The sequence below is a fragment of the uncultured Roseobacter sp. genome, assembly GCF_947495275.1.
In the GTDB taxonomy this organism is placed as follows: domain Bacteria; phylum Pseudomonadota; class Alphaproteobacteria; order Rhodobacterales; family Rhodobacteraceae; genus Roseobacter.
On sequence record NZ_CANLYL010000005.1, the window covers coordinates 57,131 to 80,270 of the forward strand.

Sequence of the window (23,140 nt, forward strand, 5' to 3'; positions counted from 1 at the left end):
GAGCGCGGGCTGTGCCCGCGCGCGCCATTATCGAGTTTTGGGCGTGCCCAAAACCGCGCCTTTCATGCGTCAGCCCTGTGTCGACCTTTGCAACATGCCAAAGAGGTCCCGCGGGTCATCAGGATCGGCCAGCAAATCGAGCGGATGGAAAAGCCGGGTTGTTTCGATCTGGTCGCGCACATAGCGCAAGGCGCTGAAATCCTCGATGGCGAAACCCACCGAATCGAAAAGCGTTATCTGTTTATCCGAAACGCGACCGGCGGCTTGACCGGTCAACACCTGCCAGATTTCGGTCACAGAGTGATCGTCATCCAGTTGCTGAATCTCGCCTTCAATGCGGGTTTGTTCGGGGTATTCGACGAAAATATCTGAGCGATGCAGAATCGCTGGCGCCAATTCGGTCTTGCCCGGGCAATCCCCACCGATTGCGTTGATGTGAACGCCGGCCCCGACCATGTTATCTGTCAGAATGGTTGCATATTGCTTGTCGGCGGTGCAGGTCGTGATGATCTGAGCGCCCATCATCGCGTCTTCGGCGGTGGTGCAGGGTGTCACAGTCAAACCAAGACCAGACAGGTTCGCCGCGCATTTTTCGGTGGCCTGCGCATCAATGTCATAGAGCCGTATCTCCTGAACGCCACAAATGGCCTTCATCGCGAGGCTCTGAAATTCCGACTGCGCGCCATTGCCGATCATCGCCATTGTGGTGGCACCTTTAGGGGCGAGCAGGCGGGCGACGAGGGCAGACGTGGCGGCGGTGCGCATCGCCGTCAGCATTGTCATTTCCGACAAAAGCACCGGATAGCCGCTGGCCACATCGGCAAGCAGGCCGAATGCGGTGACCGTCTGCAACCCCTCCGCCGTGTTCTTGGGATGCCCGTTGACGTATTTGAATCCGTAGACTTCGCCGTCGGAGGTCGGCATCAATTCGATCACACCCTCAGCGGAATGGCTGGCGACGCGCGGTGTCTTGTCGAACAGCTGCCAGCGCTTGAAGTCGGTTTCGATGTAGTTCGCTAGGCCGCGCAGCATTTCCTCTATGCCAATGTGATGAATCAACTGCATCATGTGATCCACGGAAACGAAGGGGACAAGTGCTTTGTCGGATGGGGTCAGTGTTGTCATGTCAGTACGCTCGCGTTGGTCGGTCAAAGACACGGCGGCCAAGTGCAGATGCCGCAAGATCGACCATAACCTGCGCAGTTCGGCCGCGTTCGTCCAGAAAGGGATTGAGTTCTACAAGATCAAGTGAGGTCATCAATCCGCTATCGTGCAGCATTTCCATGACCAGATGCCCTTCGCGAATGGTCGCGCCGCCGGGGACAGTTGTGCCAACGGCGGGAGCGACCGCGGGGTCGAGAAAATCCACGTCCAAAGAGACATGCAACATGCCGTTCACCGCTGCGACACGCTCAAGGAAGGCCGAGAGCGGTTTGCCGATGCCACTTTCGTCGATTTCGCGCATGTCGACGTGCTGTATCGACGTTTGCTGAAGGGCGGCGCGTTCGGCGGAATCGACTGATCGCAGGCCGATGATCGCAATGTTGTCCTGTGGCAGCGGGTTTGCAATTTCGGGAAACCCGTCGAAATCGGACCGGCCTGTCACAAAGCCAAGCGGTGTGCCATGCAGATTGCCGCTGTCCGTGGTTGCGGGCGTATGAAAATCGCTATGGGCATCGAGCCAGAGTACAAAGAGTGGGCGGTTGATGTCATCGGCATGACGCATGGCCCCCAAAACCGTTCCGAGAGACAGCGAGTGATCGCCCCCCAGAAAGATCGGCAGCCCATCCTTCAAGCTCGCCTGTGCGGCGTCGGCGAGCGCTTTGGTCCATCCGATGGTTTCTTCGAGCGCGTGAATTTTGGCATGTCGTTGAGGTGTGAACGGGGTAGGTGCGACGTTGCCGCGATCTTCAACCTGATGCCCAAGATCTGCCAAGGCCTCTGCCAGACCCGCCGTGCGGTAGGCGTCCGGACCCATTAAACAGCCACGCCGACGTTTGCCGCTGTCGACGGGGGCACCAACAAGTATACAGGTGTGATGGGTCATCGGTCTCTCCAGAATATCAGATTTGGGTAAAAGATATCGACCGTTCCGGGATATCGACAAGCGTCCATATTGAGCGTAATGTTGATACATTTATCAATATGGACGCTAAATATGGACGAAATGGACAAAAAGCTGGTGGGCGCGCTCAGACATAATGCCCGGGCATCACTGTCAGAGCTCGCTGCAGTCCTTGGGCTGACCCGTGCGACCGTGCGAACCCGGATGGCCAGGTTGCAGGAACGGGGTGATATCCTGGGCTTCTCCGTCGTGATGAAAGAAGATGGACAGACCGATGCCGTCCGCGGATTGATGATGATTGCGATCGAGGGGCGCGGGACTGACCGGATCATTCGGCACCTTGGCGGTTTGCCGGAAATACGGAAGGTCTATTCCACAAATGGACGCTGGGACGTGATCGTTGAGATCGGTGCGGAGACCCTTGAAAAATTCGACAACGTGTTGACTTACATCCGACGGCTCGAAGGGGTGACGGCGAGCGAGACGAGCCTGCTGCTCAGCACCCGAAAATCTTCTTAGGCGCGGCGCGGCGCAGCGCCATCAGCCAGAGGATCACGAGCGCAAAGGAGATCAGCGCATTCCATCCGGCCATGCTGATCCCCAGTATCTCCCAGGCGATCTCATCGCAGCGCACAAGCGGCGCGGTGAGAATCTGATCCAGCAGTTCGTCGGCTGTTTTGCCGCCAATTGGCCCGGAACTGCAGGTCGTCGGGCCCTGCCACCATCCTTGTTCCACGCCGACGTGAAAGACACCAACGGCACCGGTGGCAAAGACCGATAGAGCCCCGAGCAGGATCAGAAGGCGGCTCTGCAATTTCAGCGCCACCAGCCCGATCAGCAGCGCGATCACATGCGGATACCGCTGCCAGATGCACATCTTGCAGGGCGCCATGCCGCCGATGTGCTGAAACGCAAAAGCGCCCAGAAGAAGGGCTGCGGAACCGGCGGTCGCCAGCATGACGAGGTGCAGTCGGGTCATAGGAACTTCAGGAGCGAGACGCCCCCAACCAGCAAGACAACAAAGAGGGTGAACATCAGGCCAAGGCGCTTTTCGATGAATTCACGGATCGGTGCGCCGAATTTCCACAACAGGAAAGCGACAATGAAAAACCGCAAACCACGCGCCAGAATCGAGGTGGCGACGAAGGTGGTCAGGTTCATGCCTGTAGCCCCGGACATGATGGTGATGACCTTGTAGGGGAACGGGGTCATGCCCGCGATCAGAACAGCCCAGAAGCCTTTGTCATTGAACCGCTCGTCAAAAATTACCTTTGCTTCGGTCTTGCCAAGAGAGGCCAGAATCGGGTCGCCGATGGTGTCCATCGCAAAAGCACCAATGGCATATCCCAGCAAACCGCCCAGCACCGAGGCAACAAGTGCCACAGCGGCGATGCGCCACGCGCGGGAGGGGCGCGCAATGATCATCGGGATCATCAGAACGTCGGGCGGGATGGGGAAAACCGAGCTTTCGATGAAACTGACAAAAGCCAGCACCCACAGCGCCTGCGGGTGATCAGCCTTGCTGAGCGTCCAATCGTAGATCTTGCGAAGCATCTGCTGTCGCTCCTGCGCTATTTCGGCTGTGGAAAACATGGCAAAGACGCAGGGTCAAGGCGGCGGATGATGATTTGGTGCAAAATCCTCTTGCCGGACGGGCAGTGACGCGGTAGATCGCTCTCGTTGCCCAAGTGGCGGAATGGTAGACGCAGGGGATTCAAAATCCCCCGCCGCGAGGCGTGCCGGTTCGAGTCCGGCCTTGGGTACCACACTGTTCTGAACAGTTCTCCGCATGTGGATCGTCCGGCGTCAAACAGGTGCTGCGGATCGCCATTTTGCCCATTCTTCGGGCGTATCTAGATCCATTCTGGCGCGGCTTCCCGGCAACGTGACGAGTTCAACCTGATCCTCAAATTCTGACACAACAGCGCGTGCGCCGTCATCTCCGGTCAAGGTGGCGATTTCGGGGAAGAGCTTTGCGGAAAAAACGATGGGGTGGCCGGGTTTTCCATCTTCGGTAGCGCCACGCCAGATCAGATTATCACTATTTAAATCAACGGCCTGAAGAACGGTATTCAAGTCATCTGGTGTCAGCTCGGGAAGGTCGGCCAGAACGAGCATCGCTGCATCGGTTTTTTCAGGAAGCGCGGCAAAGGCGGTTCTGAGACTGGCGTTCATACCTTCCGCTGCGTCCCGTACGGCGACGCGGTTGACGCCTAATCCATCCAAACATTGGTAGCGCGGATGCGGTGGTGGTGGCAAGGCAACCAGAATCGGGCCGCAAGTGACCATACAAGCCATATTCGCCTGCCGTCGCAGCAGCGGCATACCATCGACGTCTTCCAGAAGCTTGTCGGCACCACGCATACGGCGCGATTGCCCGGCTGCGAGCAGAATTATTGGTAAATCGCTGAGGGCCTGCTCGGTCATGATCTGACGTTACTCTAAACAGCCGTTCAGCAAAAGTGGGGCATTGTCGTGCTTAACTGTCTGCACCTGCCGAGCCTGGTTCGAAAAGGGGTCTCGTGATCACCTTTGCGGGGCGCATTTGGCCCAGAATCTCGATCATGACATCCGGCGCCTTCTCGACCTGATCTGCCGGAAGAAATCCGAAGGCGATAGATTTTTCGGCGTGGTGCGAATAGCCGCCGGATGTGCAGAAACCGACGACTGAACCATCGAGCCAAATGGGTTCGTACCCCTGGACGTCCGCATCTTCGGCGTCAACTTCGAAACTGACCAATCGGCGCGCGGGGCCTTCAGATTTTTCTTTTTCAGCGGCGGCGCGACCAATGAAATTTTCATTTTTGCGGAAGCTGATGAACCGGTCCAATCCGGTCTCCGCCGCCGTGTAGTCCGGCGAGAATTCCGCCATCCAGCTGCCAAAGAACCGATCCAGGCGCAGGGACATCATCGCGCGCATGCCAAAAGGCGTGATGCCATGTGGCTGCCCGACCTGCCAAAGCGTGTTCCAGAGGGCGCGCTGATCCATGGGATCGCAATAAATCTCGTATCCCAGATCGCCTGTGTAGCTGACCTGTTGCACGATACAGTTAGTCATGCCCACGACCAACTGCCTTACGTCGAGAAACCGCATGTCACCGATGTCCGCGCGGGTGGACGCCGCCAGAACGTCGCCTGCGCGTGGCCCAGCAATCTGGAACCCGGTGCGTTTGTCGGAGATATTGTCGATATGCACGCCGTCATCGAGATTTTGCAGGAACCATCGCCAGTGATAGGCTTGAGCCCCGTAAGAGGCCGTAAGTTGGAATTCCGTATCGTGGATGCAGGAAATGGTGAAATCGCCGATGAGTTTGCCTTTGTGTGACAGCATAGGCGTCAGGCTGAGACGCCCGGGGGATGGCACGCGCCCGGCCATGATGCGGTTCAGCCAGTTGCGGGCCTTTGTGCCAGTAACGCGGTATTTGCCGAAATTCTGCACTTCATTGATGCCGATACCTGACCGAACGGCTTTGACTTCGCGCGCGGTGGCTGCAAAGGCGTCTGAGCGGCGGAAAGAGGGTGTTTCATAGCGGGGCTCATCTGCTTGTGCAAAATAATTGGCCACTTCCAGTCCGTATTGCTGCCCCCAGACGGCCCCAAGCCCGGTGAAGATATCATACATTGGTGTCGTCCGGTTGGGCCGCGCGGCAGGCAATTCTTCATTGGGATAAGAGACCGAAAACCGTTTTTGGTAATTCTCGATCACTTTCGGCAATGTATAGCCCGGTGTTATCCAGTCGCCGAAACGCGCCACATCCATGGCCATGGTGTCGCGTTCGGTCTCACCTTCGATCATCCATTGCGCCAGCATCAGGCCAACCCCGCCGCCCTGGCTGAAGCCCGCCATGACGCCGCAGGCCGACCAGTAATTGCGCATGCCCGGCACCGGACCCACCAGCGGATTGCCATCCGGTGCAAAGGTGAAGGGGCCGTGGATCACGTTCTTGACGCCCGCGCGTTCCAGATCGGGGAAGCGTTTGTAGGCAAAATCAATACTGTCCTCGATCTTGTCGAAATCATTGGGCAAAAGGTCCTGACCAAATTCCCAGCTTGTGCCGCCTACGGCCCAGGGGCGGCAGGGCTGCTCATAAAATCCGATGCAAAGGCCGCGGCCTTCCTGACGCAGATAGCTTTCACCAGCCGGGTCCATCACATGGGGGTGCTCGTGACCATCTGCCATCATCTCAACGATGAGCGGGACATCCTCGGTCACCAGATACTGATGCTCCATCGGATGCAGGGGAAAGTAAATCCCGGCCATGGCGCCCACTTCGCGCGCCCAGAGACCCGCCGCATTGACCACATGTTCGGCATGGATGGTGCCCTTGTCGGTGACCACATCCCAACTGCCATCGCGGCGCTGGTTCGTTTCGCGCACCATGCAATGGGTTTCGATTGTAGCCCCGCCCATACGCGCGGCCTTGGCATAGGCATGTGTCGTCCCGGACGGATCAAGATGCCCGTCCAGCGGGTCGTAAAGCGCCCCGATGATGCCGTCGACATTTGTGACCGGCGCGATCTTTTTGATTTCCCCGGGCCCGACAATCTCCGTTTCCAGCCCCATGAAGCGATGTTTGGCGCGTTCGGCCAGCAACATATCAAACCGGTCGCGATTATCCGCGAGGGTCACGCCGCCCACGTGGTGCAGCCCGCAGGACATGCCCGTGATCTCCTCCAGCTCTTTGTAGAGCCGGATGGTATAGCCCTGAAGGGCGGCCATATTGGTGTCGCCATTGAGCGTGTGAAACCCGCCCGCTGCGTGCCAGGTGGAGCCAGAGGTCAGTTCCGAACGTTCCAACAGCATCACATCCGACCACCCCAGCTTTGTGAGGTGATAGAGAACGGAAGCGCCGACAACGCCCCCGCCAATAATGGCAACACGGGTGGTAGTTTGCATATCTGACAGCCTTATCTTGGGTGTTCTGGCCGCAGGTTAGAGCGTCTTTGCCCGTGAGATATCGTGAAACCGACATTTATTGTCGCTGGCTGTTGCCGCCGCCCGGCCCGACCAAGCGGGCGCCACCACGCGCAATTTCAGAACAGATTTGTACCCGCGCGACCGGATATGTCGTGAAAATGCAATCAACAACGATTTGCAGGGCGCAAGTTCGCCCAAGACACAACACATCTCAAGGACCGCATACATGCGCACCCATGCTCAGGCCGTTGTCATCGGAGGTGGCGTCATCGGCTGCTCCATTCTTTACCATCTGACCAAATTGGGGTGGCGCGACGTGGTGTTGCTGGAGCGCGATGAACTGACGTCCGGCTCCACATGGCATGCGGCGGCGAATATTCACGGGCTGCACGACAGCACCAACATCAGCCGCATCCAGCATTACACCATGAACCTCTACAATGGGCTGGAGGCAGAGACCGGGCAAAGCTGCGGTGTGTTTCAACCGGGGTCGCTCTATCTGGCGCAAACGGTTGAACGCGAGCATCAGTTACGTCTGCAGGCCGCCAAGGCCAAGCTATACAATATGAATTTCCATGAGGTCAGCCGGGATGAAGCCGAACGGCTGCATCCGCTGGTCAACTTCGACGGCATCCGCTGCATCATGTGGGAGCCCGATGGCGGAAACGTCGATCCCTCTGGCGTGACCAATGCCTATGCTACCGGCGCACGGCAAAACGGGGCCGAAATCATCCGCTTTTGCCCCGTGATCGGTACGGAACAACAGCCTGATGGCAGTTGGGTCGTGCGCACGCCCAAAGGCGATATCGCAACGGAATGGGTGGTCAATGCGGCGGGTCTCTGGGGGCGGGAAGTTGCGGCACTTGCGGGGATTGAACTGCCCCTGCAACCGACAGAACACCAGTATTTTGTGACCGAAACGATTGCGGAAATTGACGCATTGGACCGGCGTTTGCCCTCTGTGGCTGACAGGGACGGCGAATATTATCTGCGACAGGAAGGCAAGGGCCTGCTGGTCGGCGCTTATGAAAAGGACCTGCGGTTCTGGGCCGAGGACGGTACGCCGCAGGGCTTTGGCCACGAGCTTTTCGCCGATGATCTGGAGCGTATCGAAGACAATATGATGCGTGCGATAGACCGCGTGCCGGTCGTCGGCGAGGCCGGGATCAAGCGGGTCATCAACGGGCCGATGATCTGGTCGCCTGACAGCAATGTGCTTTTTGGTCCGGTGCCGGAGCTGTCCAATTACTTCTGCTGCAATGGCATCATTCCGGGGTTTTCCCAATCGGGGGGCATGGGGCTGCTGGCCGCTGACTGGATTGTCACGGGTGAAACCCGTTATGACATGTTTGCCTGGGATATGGCGCGTTTTGGGGACTGGGCCGACAAGGCTTTCACCAAGGCCCGCGTCGGCGACCAATACGCCAACCGCTTCAAGATACATTTCCCGAATGAAGAGCGTGATGCTGGCCGTCCGATGCGCAAGCGCCCCGCTTATGAGCCTCAGCAAAAACTGGGGGCTGTTTTTGGCCTGAACTATGGCTGGGAGCATCCCTTGTGGTATGCGGACACACCCGGCATGCGCGACACTGACGGATTTACCCGCCAGAACTGGTGGGAACCGGTCGGGCGCGAATGTCGGATGCTGCGCGACAAGGCAGGCATCATCGACATTTCGAACTTTGCCAAATACCGCTGCAAAGGTCCGGGGGCCGAAGACTGGTTGAATGCGGTCTTCGCCAACAGAATGCCTCGCTCGGTCGGACGTTCATGTCTGACGCCTCTTATTGGGAAACGCGGCGGCATTGCCGGCGATTTCACAGTGACCCGCCTGGATGAAGATGATTTCTGGGTCATCGGATCGGGCATGGCGGAGCGCTATCACAAGCGGTTTTTCAAGGCGGTGCCGCTGCCGGAGGGCACCACATTTGAAAGCCACACAGATGTCATGTGCGGGTTTAACGTCGCCGGCCCGAAGTCGCGTGACATGCTGCAACGCCTGACCAACACCTCGCTTGCGACCGAGGATTTCCCCTTCATGACCAGCCGCTGGATTGACCTCTCTGGTGTTCGCGTGCTGGCCTTACGCGTATCCTTCACCGGCGATCTTGGCTGGGAGTTGCATTGCGCGGTAGAAGATCAGGCGCGGCTTTTTGATCTGTTGATTGAAGAAGGCAGGCGCTTTGGTGCCGGTCCGGTTGGCTCACGTGCGCTGATGAGCCTGCGTGTGGAAAAAGGCTACGGCTCCTGGAGCCGTGAGTATTCTCCGGAATACTGGCCGCAGGAAGTGGGGCTCGACCGGTTGTGCAAGCTGGATAAGGATTTCCTGAACAAGCAGGCCGTTCTGGAAACCCTGGCCAAACCTGTCCGCGAAAACCTGGTGTTGTTGGCGCTCGACGCGGCGGAGACGAAGGCGTCCAACGCAGACGCCACGGGCGGTGAGCCGATCTTCAAGGACGGGCAGGGGATCGGGCGGGTAACGTCCGGTGCCTATGGTTTCAGCGTCGGCATGAGCCTTGCGCTGGCATATGTGAAGGGCGCACACCCCGGCGATGTCGTGGACGTCATGGTGCTGGGTCGGCCCCACAAGGCCACCATTCTGCATGAACCACCCTTTGATCCCAAAGGCGCGCGGTTACGTGCCTGAACCGGCCTGTGCATCAATCAACTTGATCATCTTTCCCACCGCGTTTGTCAGCGTTTTGGTGTCGACGGGTTTAACCAACTGTACGTCATTCTGGTTCACACCATTGCCGTGAATGGCCGCCTCGTTGGGGTAGCCGGACACGTAGATCACCCGCAGACCGTCGATGACAGCGCGTGCCTCTGCGGCCAGTGCGGGGCCCTGTAGGGTGCCGGGCATGACAATATCGGTCAGCAGAATGTCAGGCCGATGTCCGTTTTCGATCATCTTGAAAGCGTCGTCGCCCGATTCCGCCTGCGAAATCCGCAGCCCCATGCCGCGCAACTGGCGCACCAGCACCTTGCGGACATCCGGCTCGTCTTCGACCACCAGAATCTTGATGTCATTGCCGTCATCTTCGAAATCAAAATACTCTGGTTTATCTGCCGGGGGTGTGTCAGGCGCTCCAACGGCGGGAAAATACATCTTTACCGTGGTTCCATGCCCAGGCTCGCTATAGATGCGGATGGCACCGGAGGATTGCTTGATGAACCCGAATACCATCGACAGGCCAAGACCAGATCCCTTGCCAACCGGTTTCGTCGTGAAGAAAGGTTCAAAAACCTGTTCCGCGACATCGCGTGTCATGCCGCTGCCGTTGTCAGAAATGGCCAGCATCACATAGCGCCCTGGCTGAATATCCTCGTGGCGGGCCGAGATATATTCATCCGAAATTCGGACATTGCAGGTCTCAACGGTCAGCGTGGCCCCGTTTTCGGGCATGGAATATTGCGCGTTGTTGACGATGTTGATGATCGCGGTGTCGAGCAGGTGACGGTCGATCTCCACCAGCCAAAGGCCCGCGGCCACAACGGTTTCAATGCTTGTGGTCGAAGGCAGAACGCGCCTGAGCATTGAATCCATCTCGCGGATGGCGCGATTGATATTGGTCAGTTTCGGGTTGAGGTTCGCCTTGCGCCCGTAGGTCAGAAGCTGTTGCGTCAGGGCGGCGCCGCGTTCCACCGCGTTCATGGCGTCAGTGAGAAAAATCTCGCGTTCCTCTGAATCGAAATCCAGCTTAATGAATTCGAGGTTTCCCTGCACGACTGTCAGCAGATTGTTGAAATCATGTGCAACGCCTCCCACAAGGCGACCGATGGCATCTGTGCGCTGACTTTGAACCAGTTCTGCCTGCGCGCGCTTGGCTTCGGTGTTGTCGAACATGACGGCAAGGGACCGTTCGAAATTCCCTTCAGCATCGTATTCTGCGATCGCGGATAGAAGCACCGGCAACGGAGAGCCGTCTTTTCGCACAAAGACATATTCGACATTGGCCATACTGCCTTTGCGATAGAATTCGGGCAACACCGTTTGCAGCGCGTATTTTCTGGACTTTTCTGTCAGAAAGTCAGTCGATGGCCTGCCCACCATTTCCTCTGTCTTATAGCCAAGTTTACTGCTCCAGAAGCGGCTCACTTTCAGGAGGATGCCCTTGTCGTCTATAGAGTGCATCAGGATCGGTGCTGCTTCAAAAAGCGGCTCAAATGGATCGTCCCCGGCGTTTTGCCAGAACTGTAAAATATTGTTTGTCATAGCCCCCCGCCGGACGCGACATTGAGCAAATGCTCAAATTGCAGGCAATTAATACCCCAAAAACAGGCTGTTGGCGACAATTTTGCGCATCAGCATTCAAACTGCTGCTGTGCCATGCGGTTTTCCGCAGATCAGAGGGGGCGAATTTTCAACTCGGTGATCCGGTTGCCATCTCTTGCAACCACTTCAAATCGAAATCCGTGGAAAGAGAACACCTGTCCCGATGTCGGGATCATCTGAGCCTCATGAATAACCAAGCCGGCAACCGTATTCGCCTCGTCATCGGGCAGGTTCCAGTCGGTGGCGCGGTTGAGGTCGCGAATGGTCATCGCACCATCAACGGCAAATTGCCCGTCATCCCCGCTGGTCACCGATTGCTCCGCATCAGGGTCGAATTCATCGGTAATTTCCCCAACGATTTCTTCGAGGATGTCTTCAAGAGTGATCAACCCCTGAAGGGAGCCATATTCATCAACCACCAGGGCAAAATGTGTCCGACGGCGCAGGAACTGGCGCATCTGTTCGTCCAGTGTCGAGGTTTCGGGCACAAAATAGGGCTTCATCGCCACATCGGTGATTTTGAAGCTCTTGAGCTTGGCGGCATCCCCGTCAGGACCGCCAATGAGTTTATACATTGCGCGCAGCAGGTCCTTGGCATGGATGACCCCGATCAGGTTTTCGGGATCGTCCCGAAAAACCGGCAAACGCGTATAGTTGGATTTCAAACACTGATCGAGGATATCCTGCGGGCTGTCATCGGCATTGATCATCTCAATGCCCGAGCGGTGCAGCATGATTTCTTCTACAGTTCGGTCGTTGAGATCCAGCGCACCAAGAATACGGTCACGATCTTCCTTTTCAACCACCCCTTCGGAGTGGCCAAGTTGCAGGGCACCTGCAATTTCCTCGCGTACGGCGAGGATATTGCTGTCGGGATCAGTTGTAATGCCGAAAATCCGCAGGACACCGCGCACCAGCAGGCGCACGGCGGCCACGACCGGCGAAAACACCGTCACCACAAGCGAAATAGGGCGGGAGACCAGAGCGGCGGCTGTTTCTGAGTTGGTAATTGCATATGTCTTGGGCAGGACCTCGGCAAAGATCAAGACCAGCAGGGTCATGACAAGCGTCGCCAATGCCACGCCGCTTTCACCAAAAGCGCGGGTGAATATGGCGGTGGCAAGGGATGCCGCCAGAATGTTTACAAGGTTGTTTCCCAAAAGCACGGAGCCAATCAGCCGCTCATTGTCCTCGGTAATCTTCAACGCCCGTTCCGCGCCGCGCGACCCTTTGTCGGCCTGCGCTCTCAACTTGCCACGCGATGCGGCGGTCAGTGCTGTTTCGGACCCTGAGAAAAACCCCGACAGCACCAGCAGAAACAGGATCACGCCACAGGTGAGCCAGAAAGATTGATCAAGCGTTGCAGTCGCCGTTTCCATTTGGAATGATACCTTTGAAAGAGTTTGCCTATGTATGGGCATCGGACCTGCGTCAATCAAGGGAGGAGCGGCAGATGCACCGTGATCTGGGCATAATCAATGGTCCGGTGTTGCTGTTTGGCGGGCCCTATTCCAATCTGCACGCCTTGCAGGCGCTCATCGCGGATGCTGATCGCTTTCAGATCAGGGGCCATCACATGATCTGTACCGGGGATGTGGTAGCCTATTGCGGCGCGCCTGCGCAAACCGTGGATACCATTCGGCAGATGGGGGCTTCGGTTGTTGCGGGAAACTGCGAAAAACAGCTGGCAGAGAACGCACCTGACTGCGGTTGCGGTTTCGACGCGGACAGCGCTTGTGATCTATTGAGCCAAGGGTGGTATCCGTTTGCGAATGCACGCGTGGACCCCAAGGCGCGGCGTTGGATGGGGCATTGCCCGGATATTCTGAGTTTTCGGCATCAGGGCGCGCGGTATGCGGTGATCCATGGCGGTTGGACGGAGATCGCCCGTTTTATCTGGCCGAATAGTTCAAATGCCGTATTCGAAATGGAATGGTGCGCCATCGAAAGCAGCATAGGCGCTGTTGACCACGTGATTGCGGGCCATTGTGGGCTGGCCTTCGTGAAAGAGACACCGCAAGGGCGTTGGATCAACCCCGGTGTGATCGGAATGCCGCCCAATGACGGGCGCCAACAAACCCGATATGGCATTCTTGACGGCGGCGAGGTGCAAATCCATCGCCTCAGCTACGATGCCGAAGCCGCCGCTGCCGCGATGCGCGCGGCGGGGCTTACAGGTGGCTATGAGGCGGCGCTGCTCAGCGGTTACTGGCCGTCCGAGGATATCCTGCCGGTCTCTTTGCGGGGACCGTCCTTGGCCAATGGATGATGGTTGAGGACCAGATCGCTCAGCCGTGCTTCCAGCACATGTGTGTAGATTTCAGTCGTGGCAACATCTGCATGCCCCAAAAGGGTCTGGATCGATCGTAAATCAGCGCCATTGGCCAACAGATGTGTGGCGAAGGCATGGCGCAGCGTATGCGGTGTCACCTTCTCCGGCGAGACACCGGCGGAAACGGCGATCTCCTTGATCAGCAGATAGAACCTGTGACGGGTCAGATGGCCCGCCGCGCTGTGGGACACAAAGAGGTATTTGGAGGCTGGTTTGTTGTCGGAGCGCCGCTCGTCCTCCATCTCGTCCCGGATGCGCAGCCAGTCCCCCAGCGCTTCGCGGGCAGGCGGGGAGAGCGGCACCATGCGTTCTTTGCCCCCCTTGCCGAGGATCAGCAGCATGCGTGGATCGCCGCGCGCAGCACTGGCGGGCAGGCTGACAAGCTCGGAAACGCGCATCCCGGTTGCATATAAAACTTCCATCAAGCAGGTGTTGCGCGCCCGGTCACGCGGCGAGCGGCCATAGCTGCGTGACGCCTCCAGCAAACGGTCCACTTCAGCCTCAGAGAGGGTTTTGGGCAACCGCTTGTCGCGCCCCGGTCCCGATATCTGGATGGCCGGATTGTCTTTGCGCCACCCTTCTTCAAAGGCAAAGCGATAGAGCTGTTTAATGGCTGACAAGCGACGCGCCCGCGTCGCCCGGGACAGACCCTGCGCATCGCAATCCACCAGATAGTTTTCAACGTCGGCCTTTTCGACACCGTCAAAACCCTGCTCGCGCCGGGTGAGCCACGCGTCAAAGTCCTGCAGATCACGCCCGTAAGCCAGAAGCGTGTTCCTTGCGGCCCCCAATTCTGCGGCCTGGGCTTCCAGAAACGCGGATATCCAGTGATCCTGTGCCATTATCCAAACCGATCCAGCAGAAATATTTGCAATGCCGCTCTGCGCATGGTGTCCTCCAGACCAAGCGCGCGCAGCGTACCGAGAGCTTCGGTGAGCGCGAGAGGATCGCCTGACGCGCCGTCCTCCAACAGCACCAAGGACCGCAAGATCGCTTCACCCAGCCGGTCCGTGCGGGCCATCTCAACAAGATCGGAGCGGGCGGCACCAACCGCAAACCCGTCGATGACGGCCTGATGCAGGGGATTGCTGGCCTCAAGCCCGGCTGGATCACCAGTCGCCACGTCGCGCAGAAGTTTCGACGGGGATCGATCGGCCAGATCACCATAGTTTGGGGACAGCAACATGAGGGTTGTCGCGATGTCTGCACTGCGTCCCGTCAACGGCACCTGTGAAAGCGCCTCGGCAAACAATCCTGCAAAGGCCACTTCAAGTTCCGCCTCCTGCATGGCAGCCCATGCGCGGGGCAGCGTTTTGTTGACAGCGCCAGCTGACCGCGTGCGCAGGGCTGTGTCAAATTGCTGTACGGCTTCGACGCGGTCCCAGATGCCGCCCGATGCGGCTGGATCCCGGTCGGAATAAAGGCCAAGCAATCGGTTATCGGGTAGGGCGCCGGTTTTGGCGAGCCGTTCGGCCGCTTCCAGCTGCGCCTTCCATCCGGCAAGATCGCGCAGGTCCGCAACCGCAAAGGCGCGGGGCAGCAGGCGGGTTGGCAGGGGTTCGCCAATCGCTTCGTGCAAGCGAAATAACAGGGGTGTTATCTTGCGTGGGGGCTGCAACGGGGGAAGCCCGTCGAAGAACTCAGGATGCAGAAAGCGATCCAGCGCGGCAACTTCTGGTTTGCTCATGAAGGACAGGGCCTTGCCGGTGTCATACAGCAGCGTTGCCGTCGTCCAGTCACCCTGCCGGGCGCTGCAAAAAATCTGATAGCTCATACCGGGAGAAAGATGTGGTTGGGCGTCCAACGTTCCGCAAGCTGGGCCTTCCTGACCTGAAAGCAGAGCAAGGTCCATATAGGCGGCAAAATGGGCTGCGTCCCGCGTGACGTCGGCCTGCTCGATCAGGGCCAGTGCCGGATCAAGCGCCCCGAACCTTTGCAATGCGGACACCCGGGCCAATGTGAAGACATCTTCCTGTGCGGCGTCCTGACCGGGACCTTGGGCCTCGGTCAGCAAGGCCGTGAACAGCAGGGCCTGTGCTGCTGGCAGCCGAAGCTCGGGCAAGCTGTTCAATTGACGGCTCAGCGCCTGGGGATCGCTTCGCCGCCACAGCGTCTGCGGCAACCCGGTCACGCTCGCAGGGACCAGCCCGATGATCCTGACTGCTTCTTCGTCAAGCGGCATCACCGCCACATCCGGCGCCAGCCCGGACCGGGCAATGGGCGCGATACCCCCATCCGGCATCGCAACCGAGGTAAGTGCGGGCTGATCCGGGTTTTGCTGCACCCAGTCAATGACCGAAAGTGGTTGATCCTGCGCCGCGGCTTGCGTGATCCCAAAGCCGCAGAACACCACCGCGCCCCAATATGCACCGCGTTTAATTGGCATCAAGCGTCACAGGTACGCGGACTTCTGTTTGCGGCGCGGAAAAATCAGCGCCAAAAAAGGGTCCGACATAGGCATATCCCACCAGGCCAATACCACCCAGAATAATGAGAAAGAACAGAAGCTTAAAGATGCGCGACATGGGATTTACTGCCTTGATTGCCTGTCGATTTTTTCCAAACTTATATATGGCCTTTTCAGCAATATCACGTCATTCAGGGAAATATGAGCGAAATTCAGCAATCCGTGGCCGAAGACTCACACAAACAGCGTTACGCCTTGCGAAAAACCGTTGTGATGGTGGGGATGATGGGGGCTGGCAAGACCGCTGTGGGTCGGGCTCTGGCGCAATTGCTGGGAGCGCCCTTTCTCGATTCGGATCAGGAAATCGAGGCGGCTGCCAATATGAGCATCCCCGAGATTTTCGCACGCGATGGCGAGGCGTTCTTCCGGGCCCGCGAAAGTCAGGTTATTTCGAGGTTGATGCGGGGCAAACCGGGTGTTTTATCGACCGGCGGTGGCGCGTTTCTGTCTGATGTCAATCGCGACACGATCTCCAGGCGGGGGGTGGCGGTCTGGCTCGATGCTGATCTGGAACTCTTGTGGTCACGGGTGGCGCACCGTGACACGCGACCGCTTCTGCGTACGGCTGACCCCAAGGCCACGCTGGCAGAACTTTTTGCAAAACGTGTACCGGAATACAGCAAGGCGGATCTGCGGGTGCCCTGCGCGCCGCCGGTCTCTATCGAACTGATGTCAAAACGGGTGGCGGACGTGTTGCTTACCAGACCCGATGTGCTGGAGCGGGTTGATGCGTGAAACCGTCACCGTTGATCTGCCGGGGCGCGCCTATGAGGTGCGGATCGGGACCGGATTGCTGGCGCAGGCCGGTGTGGAGATTGAACCGCTGCTGTCACGGCCAAAAGTGGCCATTCTGACAGATGAGACGGTCGCGGCCCTGCATCTGGCCACGCTGGAGGCCGGACTGGCGCTTCAGGGGATCGAGGCGGATGCCCTTGCGTTACCGGCAGGCGAGGCGACCAAATCCTGGGGCCCGCTGGAGCGAAGCGTTGGCTGGCTACTGGAACAGAAAGTCGAGCGCGGCGATATCGTTGTGGCCTTGGGCGGCGGTGTGATTGGTGATCTGGCCGGATTTGCCGCCGCGATCCTGCGGCGTGGTGTGCGTTTTGTGCAGATACCCACATCTCTTCTGGCGCAGGTTGACAGTTCCGTTGGCGGCAAGACCGGCATCAACGCGGCACAGGGTAAAAACCTGATCGGCGCCTTTCATCAACCCTCGCTGGTTCTTGCGGATACCGATGTTCTGGACACGCTCGCGCCGCGCGATTTCCTCGCTGGATATGGCGAAGTTGTGAAATATGGCCTTCTGGGGGACGCTAGTTTTTTTGAGTGGCTGGAAACACAGGGACCCGCGCTTGCGGCAGGTGACGTGCGTGCGCGGATTGAAGCCGTGCGTCGATCGGTCCAGATGAAAGCCGATATTGTCATGCGGGACGAGACGGAGCAGGGGGATAGGGCGCTTCTGAACCTCGGTCACACCTTCGGCCATGCGCTGGAAGCCGCTACCGGGTATTCGGACCGCCTTTTGCACGGGGAGGGTGTTGCCATCGGTTGCGCGCTTGCTTTCGAGCTTTCGTCGCGAATGGGTCTGTGCTCTCAGGAAGAACCCAGTCGGGTCCGCGCGCATCTAAAGGCCATGGGCATGAAAACGGATATGGCTGACATCCCGGGCGATCTGCCTGATGCGGATGGGCTGCTGGGGCTGATGTCTCAGGACAAAAAGGTCGTACAAGGCACTTTAAGGTTCATTCTTGCGCGCGGGATCGGGCGATCATTCATCACCTCGGATGTGCCGCGCGAGGCGGTGCGGGGTGTCCTGCGGGATGCGCTCGCGAACCGGCTTTAAGAACGGCGCATCACCATGCCGAATTTGTCCTCGCAGCTGAAACCAAGGCTTTCGTAAAACCCGCGCGCGCCGCGTTTTCGTCCGGTCAGCAGCATGATCTTGTAAGCATCCTGCCGCCAGGCCTCATCCACAGCGGCCTGCATCACCCCGCGTCCGAAGCCGCGCATGCGGTAGTCTTGTGTTGTCGCAACGTTTTCGATCAAAGCATAGGGCCGCGCGTCGAAGGTCACATTTGGCAAGATGTGCAAAGTGGCCATGCTGACAATCGCGGCGTTTTCCTCGGCCCCGAAAATGGTGGTCCCGGGATGGGCCATGACCGCCGCAATCCGGTCTGCCCGGGCCGTTTTCGGCCCGGAAGTCAGCTCATTGTACAAAGCCACCAGCGCAGAAGCGTCTTTTGGCGTCAGGGCACGTATCGTGAGCTCAGAACGGGATTTCATCATCCAGATCACGCGATGGCGCCGGGCTGGAACTGCCGCTGCTGCCGCCATAGCTGTCGCCGCCACGGTCATCATAGCCCGCAGACCCGCCACCGCCGCCTCCGAAATTGCCACCGCCGCCGCCATCGCGGCCGTCAAGCATGGTCAGTTCCGAACGGTAGGGGCGCAGAACAACTTCGGTGGAATAGCGGTCCTGTCCGGATTGATCTTGCCACTTGCGCGTTTCCAGCTGGCCTTCGATGTAGACTTTGGAACCCTTGCGCAGATATTGCTCGGCGACACGGGCGAGCGGCTCGGAGAAAATCGCAACGGAATGCCACTCGGTCCGTTCTTTGCGCTCACCGGTGTTGCGGTCTTTCCAGGTCTCGGACGTCGCGATACGCAAGTTGCAGACTTTGCCGCCGTTCTGGAACGAGCGCACTTCGGGATCACGCCCCAGATTGCCGATGAGAATTACCTTGTTTACTGAGCCGGCCATCGCGTCCCCCCGTTGATTTTTTCCAATTGCTCCGATTCTGCCGTTGCCGAATCCAATTGAGCGCAATTTGACTAAACCTATACCGATAGTAGGCGGGTTATAAAATCGTTAAGCGCTCAAAATTGTCATTTGCCCGGGGGCGCTAAAGGCTGGAAAGCAGGTTCAAAATCGGTATAGTCCGCCTCAGATGGGTACGAGAGTTATTATAATGGCCCGGCTGTTGAGCCGAGGCTGTGCATTGGCGGCCATGGTGGCTGTCAGTGCACCTGCCATTGGGCAGACTGTTTCCAGCAAGAGCCGTACCAAGCTTTTTGCCTCGCAGACCCGCATTCTGGATTCGCGCGCAGCGGGCCAATACAACAACTCGGTGCGCTTGAAACCGCCAACCGTGGTCACGCCCAGCAAATGGGCGACGCCCGGTTATACAGGTAAATACAAAGGGAAATTCCTCGATCTCGCACGTGATGCCGCACGCAAACACGGGGTGCCTGAGAACCTGTTTTTGCGTCTGGTGCAGCAGGAATCCAATTGGAACCCTGTTGCAAAGTCTCACAAAGGCGCGCTTGGTCTGGCCCAATTGATGCCGGCGACCGCGCGCAAGCTGCGGGTTGATCCCTTGAATCCGGCCGAGAACCTTGAAGGTGGCGCACGTTACCTCAAAGAGCAGTATCGGACATTCGGGTCCTGGCGTCTGGCACTGGCGGCCTATAACGCGGGGCCGGGGGCCGTTAAAAAATACGGTGGGGTGCCGCCGTACCGCGAGACGCAGAACTACGTGAAGATCATTGGTGGCCAGTAACATCGCTGCCAAAAATCGCTGCCCTGACCGATGCCCAAAGCGCATGACCCTCTAACGAGTTTCACAAACCCTCCCAATGATGGCCATAGTGCCGCCTGATTTGGATAGGATTTTGGTCACACCAGTAAAGATGGGGATGTTTTGATGGCCACTGCAAATTTTCAAGCGCGTCTTGACCGTATTAACAAAGCACACCGCGGGTTCGCGCCCGCGCGCGACAAACTTCCCATTCGCTCCCTGCGATCCCAGCCGATTCCGCGCTCCGTCAAAACGGCGGGCCGCAAGCGCTTTGCGCTTTTCGACCACAGTTTGGCGATGGCGATGGGATCCATGCTGGGCTGTCTGGCGGCGGTTCTGCTGACCGGGTTAACTTCTGAGAATTCACCCTGGGGGCCGGGAACGGAATGGAACGAACTGGTATTTCTGCCAGCCCTTGGTGGTTTGGCGCTGGCACCGGTGCTGATGCTGGCCTCATTGTTTTTGGCCAGCCGCAAGCCGGGTCTGGCGCTCTTTTCGTTGAGTTACCTTACCGGTTTGGTCGTCGCCTTCTCGCTGTGATCCTCATTTCATCTGACAGGGTAGCATGGCACTCGGCGGGAATGCGCCGGGCGTGTAGTTGAGCTGTGAACGCTCATAAGCTCTTGTGTTTAAATAATTAAACTAAAACCTGTAAGTGACGATACTCTGCTTGCCGCTGGGTTGGGCGCGCGAAACCTCAAAAAAAGTCGGAACCGAAAGCGCGCTGCCTCTGTTGGGGCGGCAATGGTGATGCGCAATCTGCACATCGCCGGGTTAGTAAACGAAAGGAGCATGTCACATGTTCAACTCAGTTCGAAAAACCGCCCTTGTTGCTTCCGTCAGCCTGGCCGCCCTTATAGGTGCCCCGGCATATGCCAAAGAAGCTGTGAGCGAAATTGATGTACAGGCCGAGATCGAGGCCCCACAGGACAGCAATGCGCTTGAGCTATATCCGACAATTGCCGACGATTTGGCGCGTGAAATCCTCGAGAGAGTTAAGACCGACACCGACCCTGCCGGGCCGCTACTGACCGTGAAAATCAAACGCGTGAGCCTTGACGGCGATACCATCCTGCCTGACAGCGCTGAATTCAATGAGCTGGAAGGGTTTGTCAGCTATCAGCGGGGCAGCAAGGAAATCACCGAGGTGATCAAGCTCTCCGCATACTCGGATGAGGCCAGCGTCCCAGAGGGTTTCATTGCCGTCGCGCCAAGCGATGAAGATTTTTACAATGTCCTCATCACATCCTTCGCGGATAAAGTTGTGGACCTGCTGCCGGAATAAATTACCGGTATGTCGAAAGGCGTTCATCGCGACGCCCTTTGACCTGTTAACAAGTGACACAGGCCCCCCGGGGGCCTGTGTTTACATTGTGAAACCTATTCTGCCGCGACGCCGATTTCGATCACCGGTTCCATTTCCGCCAGTTTGTCATCGCTCAGATGACATTTGATCTGGTGATTGCCGCCTAAGGAGCGGACAGGCGGTACTTCGGTTTCGCATAAGCCACCGGGCACCTGTGACTTCCACCTGCACCGGGTCTGGAATGGACATCCGGATGGTGGGTTCATCGCTGAGGGAATGTCGCCTTCGAGGACGATATGTTTCTTTTTCACGGATGTATCGGCAATCGGAACCGCCGAGAGCAGCGCTTCGGTATAGGGGTGATAGGGCGGTGAAAATACCTGATCGGTTGTCCCCAGTTCGACCACATGACCGAGATACATCACCATCACCCGGTCGCTGAGGTAGCGCACAATTGACAGATCATGACTGATGAAAAGCAGGGTCGTCTTGTGCTCGCGCTGGATTTCCATCAGCAGATCGGTCACAGCCGCCTGCACAGAGACATCGAGTGCCGAGACCGGTTCATCCGCCACAACGATCCGCGCGTCGCCTGCAAAGGCACGCGCAATCCCGACCCGCTGTTTTTGACCACCGGATAGCTGGCGCGGCATGCGATCCGCAAATTCACGTGGCAGTTTCACCAGATCCAGCAGCCTCAGCATCCGTTGCGTGCGGTCGCGGTCAGAGTCCCCGATCCCGAATATCTCCAGCGCCCGGACAATTTGGCGCCCGACGGTCATTGACGGGTTGAGCGTGTCAAAGGGGTTCTGGAAGACCATTTGCACTTCGGAGACGGTTTTTGTGTCCCGTTCTTCGATGGGCACGTCCTGAATTTCCTTGTTGCCCAGAATGATCTTGCCTTCGGTCGCGGTCTCAAGCCCCATCAAAACCTTGGCAAAAGTGGATTTGCCGCATCCGGATTCGCCGACGATGGCGAGGGTCTCGGATTCTCGCGCCTCAAAACTGAGCGTCTCATTGGCCTTGACGACCTTCTTGTTGCCGCCGCCGAAAATCGCGTTTGCTGCAACCTCATAGTATTTCTTGAGGTTATCCATCTTCAAGACAACGTCGCCGACCTCTCCCTTGGTCTTTGTGTCCGCCAGTTCCAGCGGCGCATCCCAGTCGATCTCCTGAAATTTCACACAACGGCTTTCATGGCGCGCACCTTCGTCGACCTGATGCATCGGGATAAAACCTTGATCACAACGGCCCTCTTCGAAATAGTCGCATCTGGGGCCGAAGTTGCACCCTTTGGGTCGCTCATGGGGCAGAGGAAAATTACCCGGAATGGCCACCAGCGGGCGGGCGTTCTTATCCGCGCCTGGCAGGGGGATCGATCGGAAGAGCGCCTGCGTATAGGGGTGCTGCATCTTGTCGAACACGTCTTCGATGGAGCCGCGCTCAACCGCCTCACCGGAATACATCACGCAGATGCGGTCACAGGTTTCCAGCACCAGCCCGAGGTTGTGGGAAATGAACAGCATCGACGTGCCATATTTCTTGCCCAGGTCCTTCACCAGTTCGACAACGGCTGCCTCGACGGTTACATCGAGCGCGGTTGTGGGCTCATCAAGGATCAGCAGCGAAGGTTCCGACATCAGCGCCATGGCGATCACGATGCGCTGCTGCTGGCCGCCGGAGAGCTGGTGTGGATAGGCGCTGAGGATGCGCTTGGGATCGGGCAGCTTCACATCCGTGACAACCTGTAGCGCACGGTCGTATGCGTCTTTCTCGCTCATGCCCTGATGGATCATCGGAACTTCCATCAATTGCTTGCCGATCTTCATGGCGGGGTTCAGGGAGGCCATCGGCTCCTGATAGATCATCGCGATCTCGGAGCCGCGAATGTCGCGCAGCTCTTCGGCGCTCATTTCTCCCAGATCGCGGCCTTTGAACTTGATCGACCCGCCGACGACGCGACCGTTCTTGCCCAAATCCTGCATCACGCCCAATGCGACCGTGGACTTGCCGCAACCGGATTCGCCCACAAGCCCCACGGCCTCTCCGGGTTTCACATGAACCGAGAAGTCCATGACGGCAGGTATTTCGCGCAGGCGGGTGAAGAACGAAATCGAGAGCTTGTCGATTTCAAGGATTGGACCATCGTAATCCGTCTTAGGCATTCTGTTCTCCTTCAGGAGGGCCGATCAGTCGCG

At 58.0% G+C, this 23,140-nt stretch carries 22 protein-coding genes and 1 tRNA gene; 9 read left to right on the forward strand and 14 right to left on the reverse strand.

Translation table 11 applies throughout. The annotated features are described in order from the left end of the window. Positions 1 to 69: 69 nt before the first annotated feature. Positions 70 to 1,125: an ornithine cyclodeaminase gene (locus Q0802_RS11285; RefSeq protein ID WP_298917977.1), complete on the reverse strand. Its 1,056-nt coding sequence runs from the start codon at positions 1,123 to 1,125 to the stop codon at positions 70 to 72. A 1-nt stretch (position 1,126) separates the two neighbouring features. Continuing rightward, on the reverse strand, positions 1,127 to 2,047 hold the full coding sequence (gene rocF, locus Q0802_RS11290) for an arginase (RefSeq protein WP_298917979.1): 921 nt from the start codon (positions 2,045 to 2,047) through the stop codon (positions 1,127 to 1,129). A 111-nt stretch (positions 2,048 to 2,158) separates the two neighbouring features. On the opposite strand from rocF, the gene Q0802_RS11295 reads away from it, so the two are divergent. Next, a complete protein-coding gene (locus Q0802_RS11295; protein WP_298917981.1) occupies positions 2,159 to 2,584 on the forward strand; it encodes an Lrp/AsnC family transcriptional regulator in 426 nt (141 codons plus the stop codon). On the opposite strand, the gene Q0802_RS11300 is transcribed toward Q0802_RS11295, so the two are convergent. Further along, positions 2,562 to 3,044 (reverse strand): disulfide bond formation protein B, encoded by a 483-nt coding sequence (locus Q0802_RS11300; RefSeq protein WP_298917983.1) that lies wholly within the window; start codon positions 3,042 to 3,044, stop codon positions 2,562 to 2,564. The genes Q0802_RS11295 and Q0802_RS11300 overlap by 23 nt on opposite strands. Next, the gene (locus Q0802_RS11305) at positions 3,041 to 3,619 is read right to left on the reverse strand and encodes a YqaA family protein (RefSeq protein ID WP_298917985.1); all 579 of its coding nucleotides are present in this window, start codon (positions 3,617 to 3,619) and stop codon (positions 3,041 to 3,043) included. The genes Q0802_RS11300 and Q0802_RS11305 overlap by 4 nt, the downstream gene beginning before the upstream one ends. A 128-nt stretch (positions 3,620 to 3,747) precedes the next feature. On the opposite strand from Q0802_RS11305, the gene Q0802_RS11310 reads away from it, so the two are divergent. Next, a tRNA-Leu gene (locus tag Q0802_RS11310) sits at positions 3,748 to 3,831 on the forward strand. A 40-nt stretch (positions 3,832 to 3,871) separates the two neighbouring features. Here the strand turns inward: Q0802_RS11310 and Q0802_RS11315 are convergent. Then, entirely contained in the window at positions 3,872 to 4,492 is a 621-nt protein-coding gene (locus Q0802_RS11315) for a nucleotidyltransferase family protein (RefSeq protein WP_298917987.1), read from the reverse strand. A gap of 52 nt (positions 4,493 to 4,544) precedes the next feature. Then, positions 4,545 to 6,962 carry an FAD-dependent oxidoreductase gene (locus Q0802_RS11320; protein WP_298917988.1) on the reverse strand — a complete coding sequence of 806 codons (2,418 nt, stop codon included), beginning with the start codon at positions 6,960 to 6,962 and terminating at the stop codon, positions 4,545 to 4,547. 247 nt (positions 6,963 to 7,209) lie between these two features. Here Q0802_RS11320 and Q0802_RS11325 point away from each other — a divergent pair, with 247 nt between their 5' ends. Then, on the forward strand, positions 7,210 to 9,630 hold the full coding sequence (locus Q0802_RS11325; protein ID WP_298917990.1) for an FAD-dependent oxidoreductase: 2,421 nt from the start codon (positions 7,210 to 7,212) through the stop codon (positions 9,628 to 9,630). Here the strand turns inward: Q0802_RS11325 and Q0802_RS11330 are convergent. Both Q0802_RS11330 and Q0802_RS11335 read right to left on the reverse strand, forming a co-directional pair. Next, a complete protein-coding gene (locus Q0802_RS11330) occupies positions 9,619 to 11,199 on the reverse strand; it encodes an ATP-binding protein (protein WP_298917992.1) in 1,581 nt (526 codons plus the stop codon). The two genes, Q0802_RS11325 and Q0802_RS11330, sit on opposite strands and share 12 nt — an antisense overlap. Positions 11,200 to 11,330: 131 nt before the next feature. Next, entirely contained in the window at positions 11,331 to 12,638 is a 1,308-nt protein-coding gene (locus Q0802_RS11335; protein ID WP_298917994.1) for an HlyC/CorC family transporter, read from the reverse strand. 74 nt (positions 12,639 to 12,712) lie between these two features. On the opposite strand from Q0802_RS11335, the gene Q0802_RS11340 reads away from it, so the two are divergent. After that, entirely contained in the window at positions 12,713 to 13,528 is an 816-nt protein-coding gene (locus tag Q0802_RS11340) for a metallophosphoesterase family protein (RefSeq protein WP_298917996.1), read from the forward strand. Here Q0802_RS11340 and Q0802_RS11345 read toward each other — a convergent pair. From Q0802_RS11345 to Q0802_RS11355, 3 genes are read right to left on the reverse strand one after another with little or no spacing between them, the layout of a single operon-like run. Next, entirely contained in the window at positions 13,465 to 14,433 is a 969-nt protein-coding gene (locus Q0802_RS11345; protein WP_298917998.1) for a site-specific tyrosine recombinase XerD, read from the reverse strand. The two genes, Q0802_RS11340 and Q0802_RS11345, sit on opposite strands and share 64 nt — an antisense overlap. Then, positions 14,433 to 15,977 carry a hypothetical protein gene (locus Q0802_RS11350; RefSeq protein ID WP_298917999.1) on the reverse strand — a complete coding sequence of 515 codons (1,545 nt, stop codon included), beginning with the start codon at positions 15,975 to 15,977 and terminating at the stop codon, positions 14,433 to 14,435. Before Q0802_RS11350 ends, Q0802_RS11345 begins: the two co-directional genes overlap by 1 nt. Next, positions 15,967 to 16,116: a hypothetical protein gene (locus Q0802_RS11355; RefSeq protein ID WP_298918001.1), complete on the reverse strand. Its 150-nt coding sequence runs from the start codon at positions 16,114 to 16,116 to the stop codon at positions 15,967 to 15,969. Before Q0802_RS11355 ends, Q0802_RS11350 begins: the two co-directional genes overlap by 11 nt. A gap of 83 nt (positions 16,117 to 16,199) precedes the next feature. Here Q0802_RS11355 and Q0802_RS11360 point away from each other — a divergent pair, with 83 nt between their 5' ends. After that, positions 16,200 to 16,793 carry a shikimate kinase gene (locus Q0802_RS11360; protein ID WP_298918003.1) on the forward strand — a complete coding sequence of 198 codons (594 nt, stop codon included), beginning with the start codon at positions 16,200 to 16,202 and terminating at the stop codon, positions 16,791 to 16,793. Further along, on the forward strand, positions 16,786 to 17,901 hold the full coding sequence (gene aroB, locus Q0802_RS11365) for a 3-dehydroquinate synthase (RefSeq protein ID WP_298918005.1): 1,116 nt from the start codon (positions 16,786 to 16,788) through the stop codon (positions 17,899 to 17,901). The genes Q0802_RS11360 and aroB overlap by 8 nt, the downstream gene beginning before the upstream one ends. Here aroB and Q0802_RS11370 read toward each other — a convergent pair. Further along, entirely contained in the window at positions 17,898 to 18,341 is a 444-nt protein-coding gene (locus Q0802_RS11370; protein WP_298918007.1) for a GNAT family N-acetyltransferase, read from the reverse strand. The genes aroB and Q0802_RS11370 overlap by 4 nt on opposite strands. Continuing rightward, entirely contained in the window at positions 18,325 to 18,819 is a 495-nt protein-coding gene (gene ssb, locus Q0802_RS11375) for a single-stranded DNA-binding protein (RefSeq protein ID WP_298918010.1), read from the reverse strand. The genes Q0802_RS11370 and ssb overlap by 17 nt, the downstream gene beginning before the upstream one ends. 247 nt (positions 18,820 to 19,066) lie before the next feature. Between ssb and Q0802_RS11380 the strand changes: the two genes are divergently transcribed. The 3 genes from Q0802_RS11380 to Q0802_RS11390 all read left to right on the forward strand — a co-directional run bounded on the left by Q0802_RS11380 (position 19,067) and on the right by Q0802_RS11390 (position 20,921). Then, complete coding sequence (locus Q0802_RS11380; RefSeq protein WP_298918455.1) at positions 19,067 to 19,618, forward strand: lytic transglycosylase domain-containing protein; 552 nt, start codon at positions 19,067 to 19,069, stop codon at positions 19,616 to 19,618. A gap of 144 nt (positions 19,619 to 19,762) precedes the next feature. Beyond that, positions 19,763 to 20,176 (forward strand): hypothetical protein, encoded by a 414-nt coding sequence (locus Q0802_RS11385; protein WP_298918012.1) that lies wholly within the window; start codon positions 19,763 to 19,765, stop codon positions 20,174 to 20,176. 259 nt (positions 20,177 to 20,435) lie between these two features. After that, positions 20,436 to 20,921, forward strand: a complete 486-nt coding sequence (locus Q0802_RS11390) for a hypothetical protein (protein ID WP_298918014.1) — start codon at positions 20,436 to 20,438, stop codon at positions 20,919 to 20,921. A 95-nt stretch (positions 20,922 to 21,016) separates the two neighbouring features. Here the strand turns inward: Q0802_RS11390 and Q0802_RS11395 are convergent, their stop codons facing one another. Then, positions 21,017 to 23,107 carry an ABC transporter ATP-binding protein gene (locus tag Q0802_RS11395; RefSeq protein WP_298918017.1) on the reverse strand — a complete coding sequence of 697 codons (2,091 nt, stop codon included), beginning with the start codon at positions 23,105 to 23,107 and terminating at the stop codon, positions 21,017 to 21,019. Between the last annotated feature and the right edge of the window lie 33 nt (positions 23,108 to 23,140).

Bases quoted from the DNA above. Each gene is read 5' to 3' on its own strand.
- Q0802_RS11285 (WP_298917977.1), bottom strand. From the start codon at position 1,125: ATGACAACACTGACCCCATCCGACAAAGCACTTGTCCCCTTCGTTTCC.
- rocF (WP_298917979.1), bottom strand. From the start codon at position 2,047: ATGACCCATCACACCTGTATACTTGTTGGTGCCCCCGTCGACAGCGGC.
- Q0802_RS11295 (WP_298917981.1), top strand. From the start codon at position 2,159: ATGGACGAAATGGACAAAAAGCTGGTGGGCGCGCTCAGACATAATGCC.
- Q0802_RS11300 (WP_298917983.1), bottom strand. From the start codon at position 3,044: ATGACCCGACTGCACCTCGTCATGCTGGCGACCGCCGGTTCCGCAGCC.
- Q0802_RS11305 (WP_298917985.1), bottom strand. From the start codon at position 3,619: ATGCTTCGCAAGATCTACGATTGGACGCTCAGCAAGGCTGATCACCCG.
- Q0802_RS11315 (WP_298917987.1), bottom strand. From the start codon at position 4,492: ATGACCGAGCAGGCCCTCAGCGATTTACCAATAATTCTGCTCGCAGCC.
- Q0802_RS11320 (WP_298917988.1), bottom strand. From the start codon at position 6,962: ATGCAAACTACCACCCGTGTTGCCATTATTGGCGGGGGCGTTGTCGGC.
- Q0802_RS11325 (WP_298917990.1), top strand. From the start codon at position 7,210: ATGCGCACCCATGCTCAGGCCGTTGTCATCGGAGGTGGCGTCATCGGC.
- Q0802_RS11330 (WP_298917992.1), bottom strand. From the start codon at position 11,199: ATGACAAACAATATTTTACAGTTCTGGCAAAACGCCGGGGACGATCCA.
- Q0802_RS11335 (WP_298917994.1), bottom strand. From the start codon at position 12,638: ATGGAAACGGCGACTGCAACGCTTGATCAATCTTTCTGGCTCACCTGT.
- Q0802_RS11340 (WP_298917996.1), top strand. From the start codon at position 12,713: ATGCACCGTGATCTGGGCATAATCAATGGTCCGGTGTTGCTGTTTGGC.
- Q0802_RS11345 (WP_298917998.1), bottom strand. From the start codon at position 14,433: ATGGCACAGGATCACTGGATATCCGCGTTTCTGGAAGCCCAGGCCGCA.
- Q0802_RS11350 (WP_298917999.1), bottom strand. From the start codon at position 15,977: ATGCCAATTAAACGCGGTGCATATTGGGGCGCGGTGGTGTTCTGCGGC.
- Q0802_RS11355 (WP_298918001.1), bottom strand. From the start codon at position 16,116: ATGTCGCGCATCTTTAAGCTTCTGTTCTTTCTCATTATTCTGGGTGGT.
- Q0802_RS11360 (WP_298918003.1), top strand. From the start codon at position 16,200: ATGAGCGAAATTCAGCAATCCGTGGCCGAAGACTCACACAAACAGCGT.
- aroB (WP_298918005.1), top strand. From the start codon at position 16,786: ATGCGTGAAACCGTCACCGTTGATCTGCCGGGGCGCGCCTATGAGGTG.
- Q0802_RS11370 (WP_298918007.1), bottom strand. From the start codon at position 18,341: ATGAAATCCCGTTCTGAGCTCACGATACGTGCCCTGACGCCAAAAGAC.
- ssb (WP_298918010.1), bottom strand. From the start codon at position 18,819: ATGGCCGGCTCAGTAAACAAGGTAATTCTCATCGGCAATCTGGGGCGT.
- Q0802_RS11380 (WP_298918455.1), top strand. From the start codon at position 19,067: ATGGTGGCTGTCAGTGCACCTGCCATTGGGCAGACTGTTTCCAGCAAG.
- Q0802_RS11385 (WP_298918012.1), top strand. From the start codon at position 19,763: ATGGCCACTGCAAATTTTCAAGCGCGTCTTGACCGTATTAACAAAGCA.
- Q0802_RS11390 (WP_298918014.1), top strand. From the start codon at position 20,436: ATGTTCAACTCAGTTCGAAAAACCGCCCTTGTTGCTTCCGTCAGCCTG.
- Q0802_RS11395 (WP_298918017.1), bottom strand. From the start codon at position 23,107: ATGCCTAAGACGGATTACGATGGTCCAATCCTTGAAATCGACAAGCTC.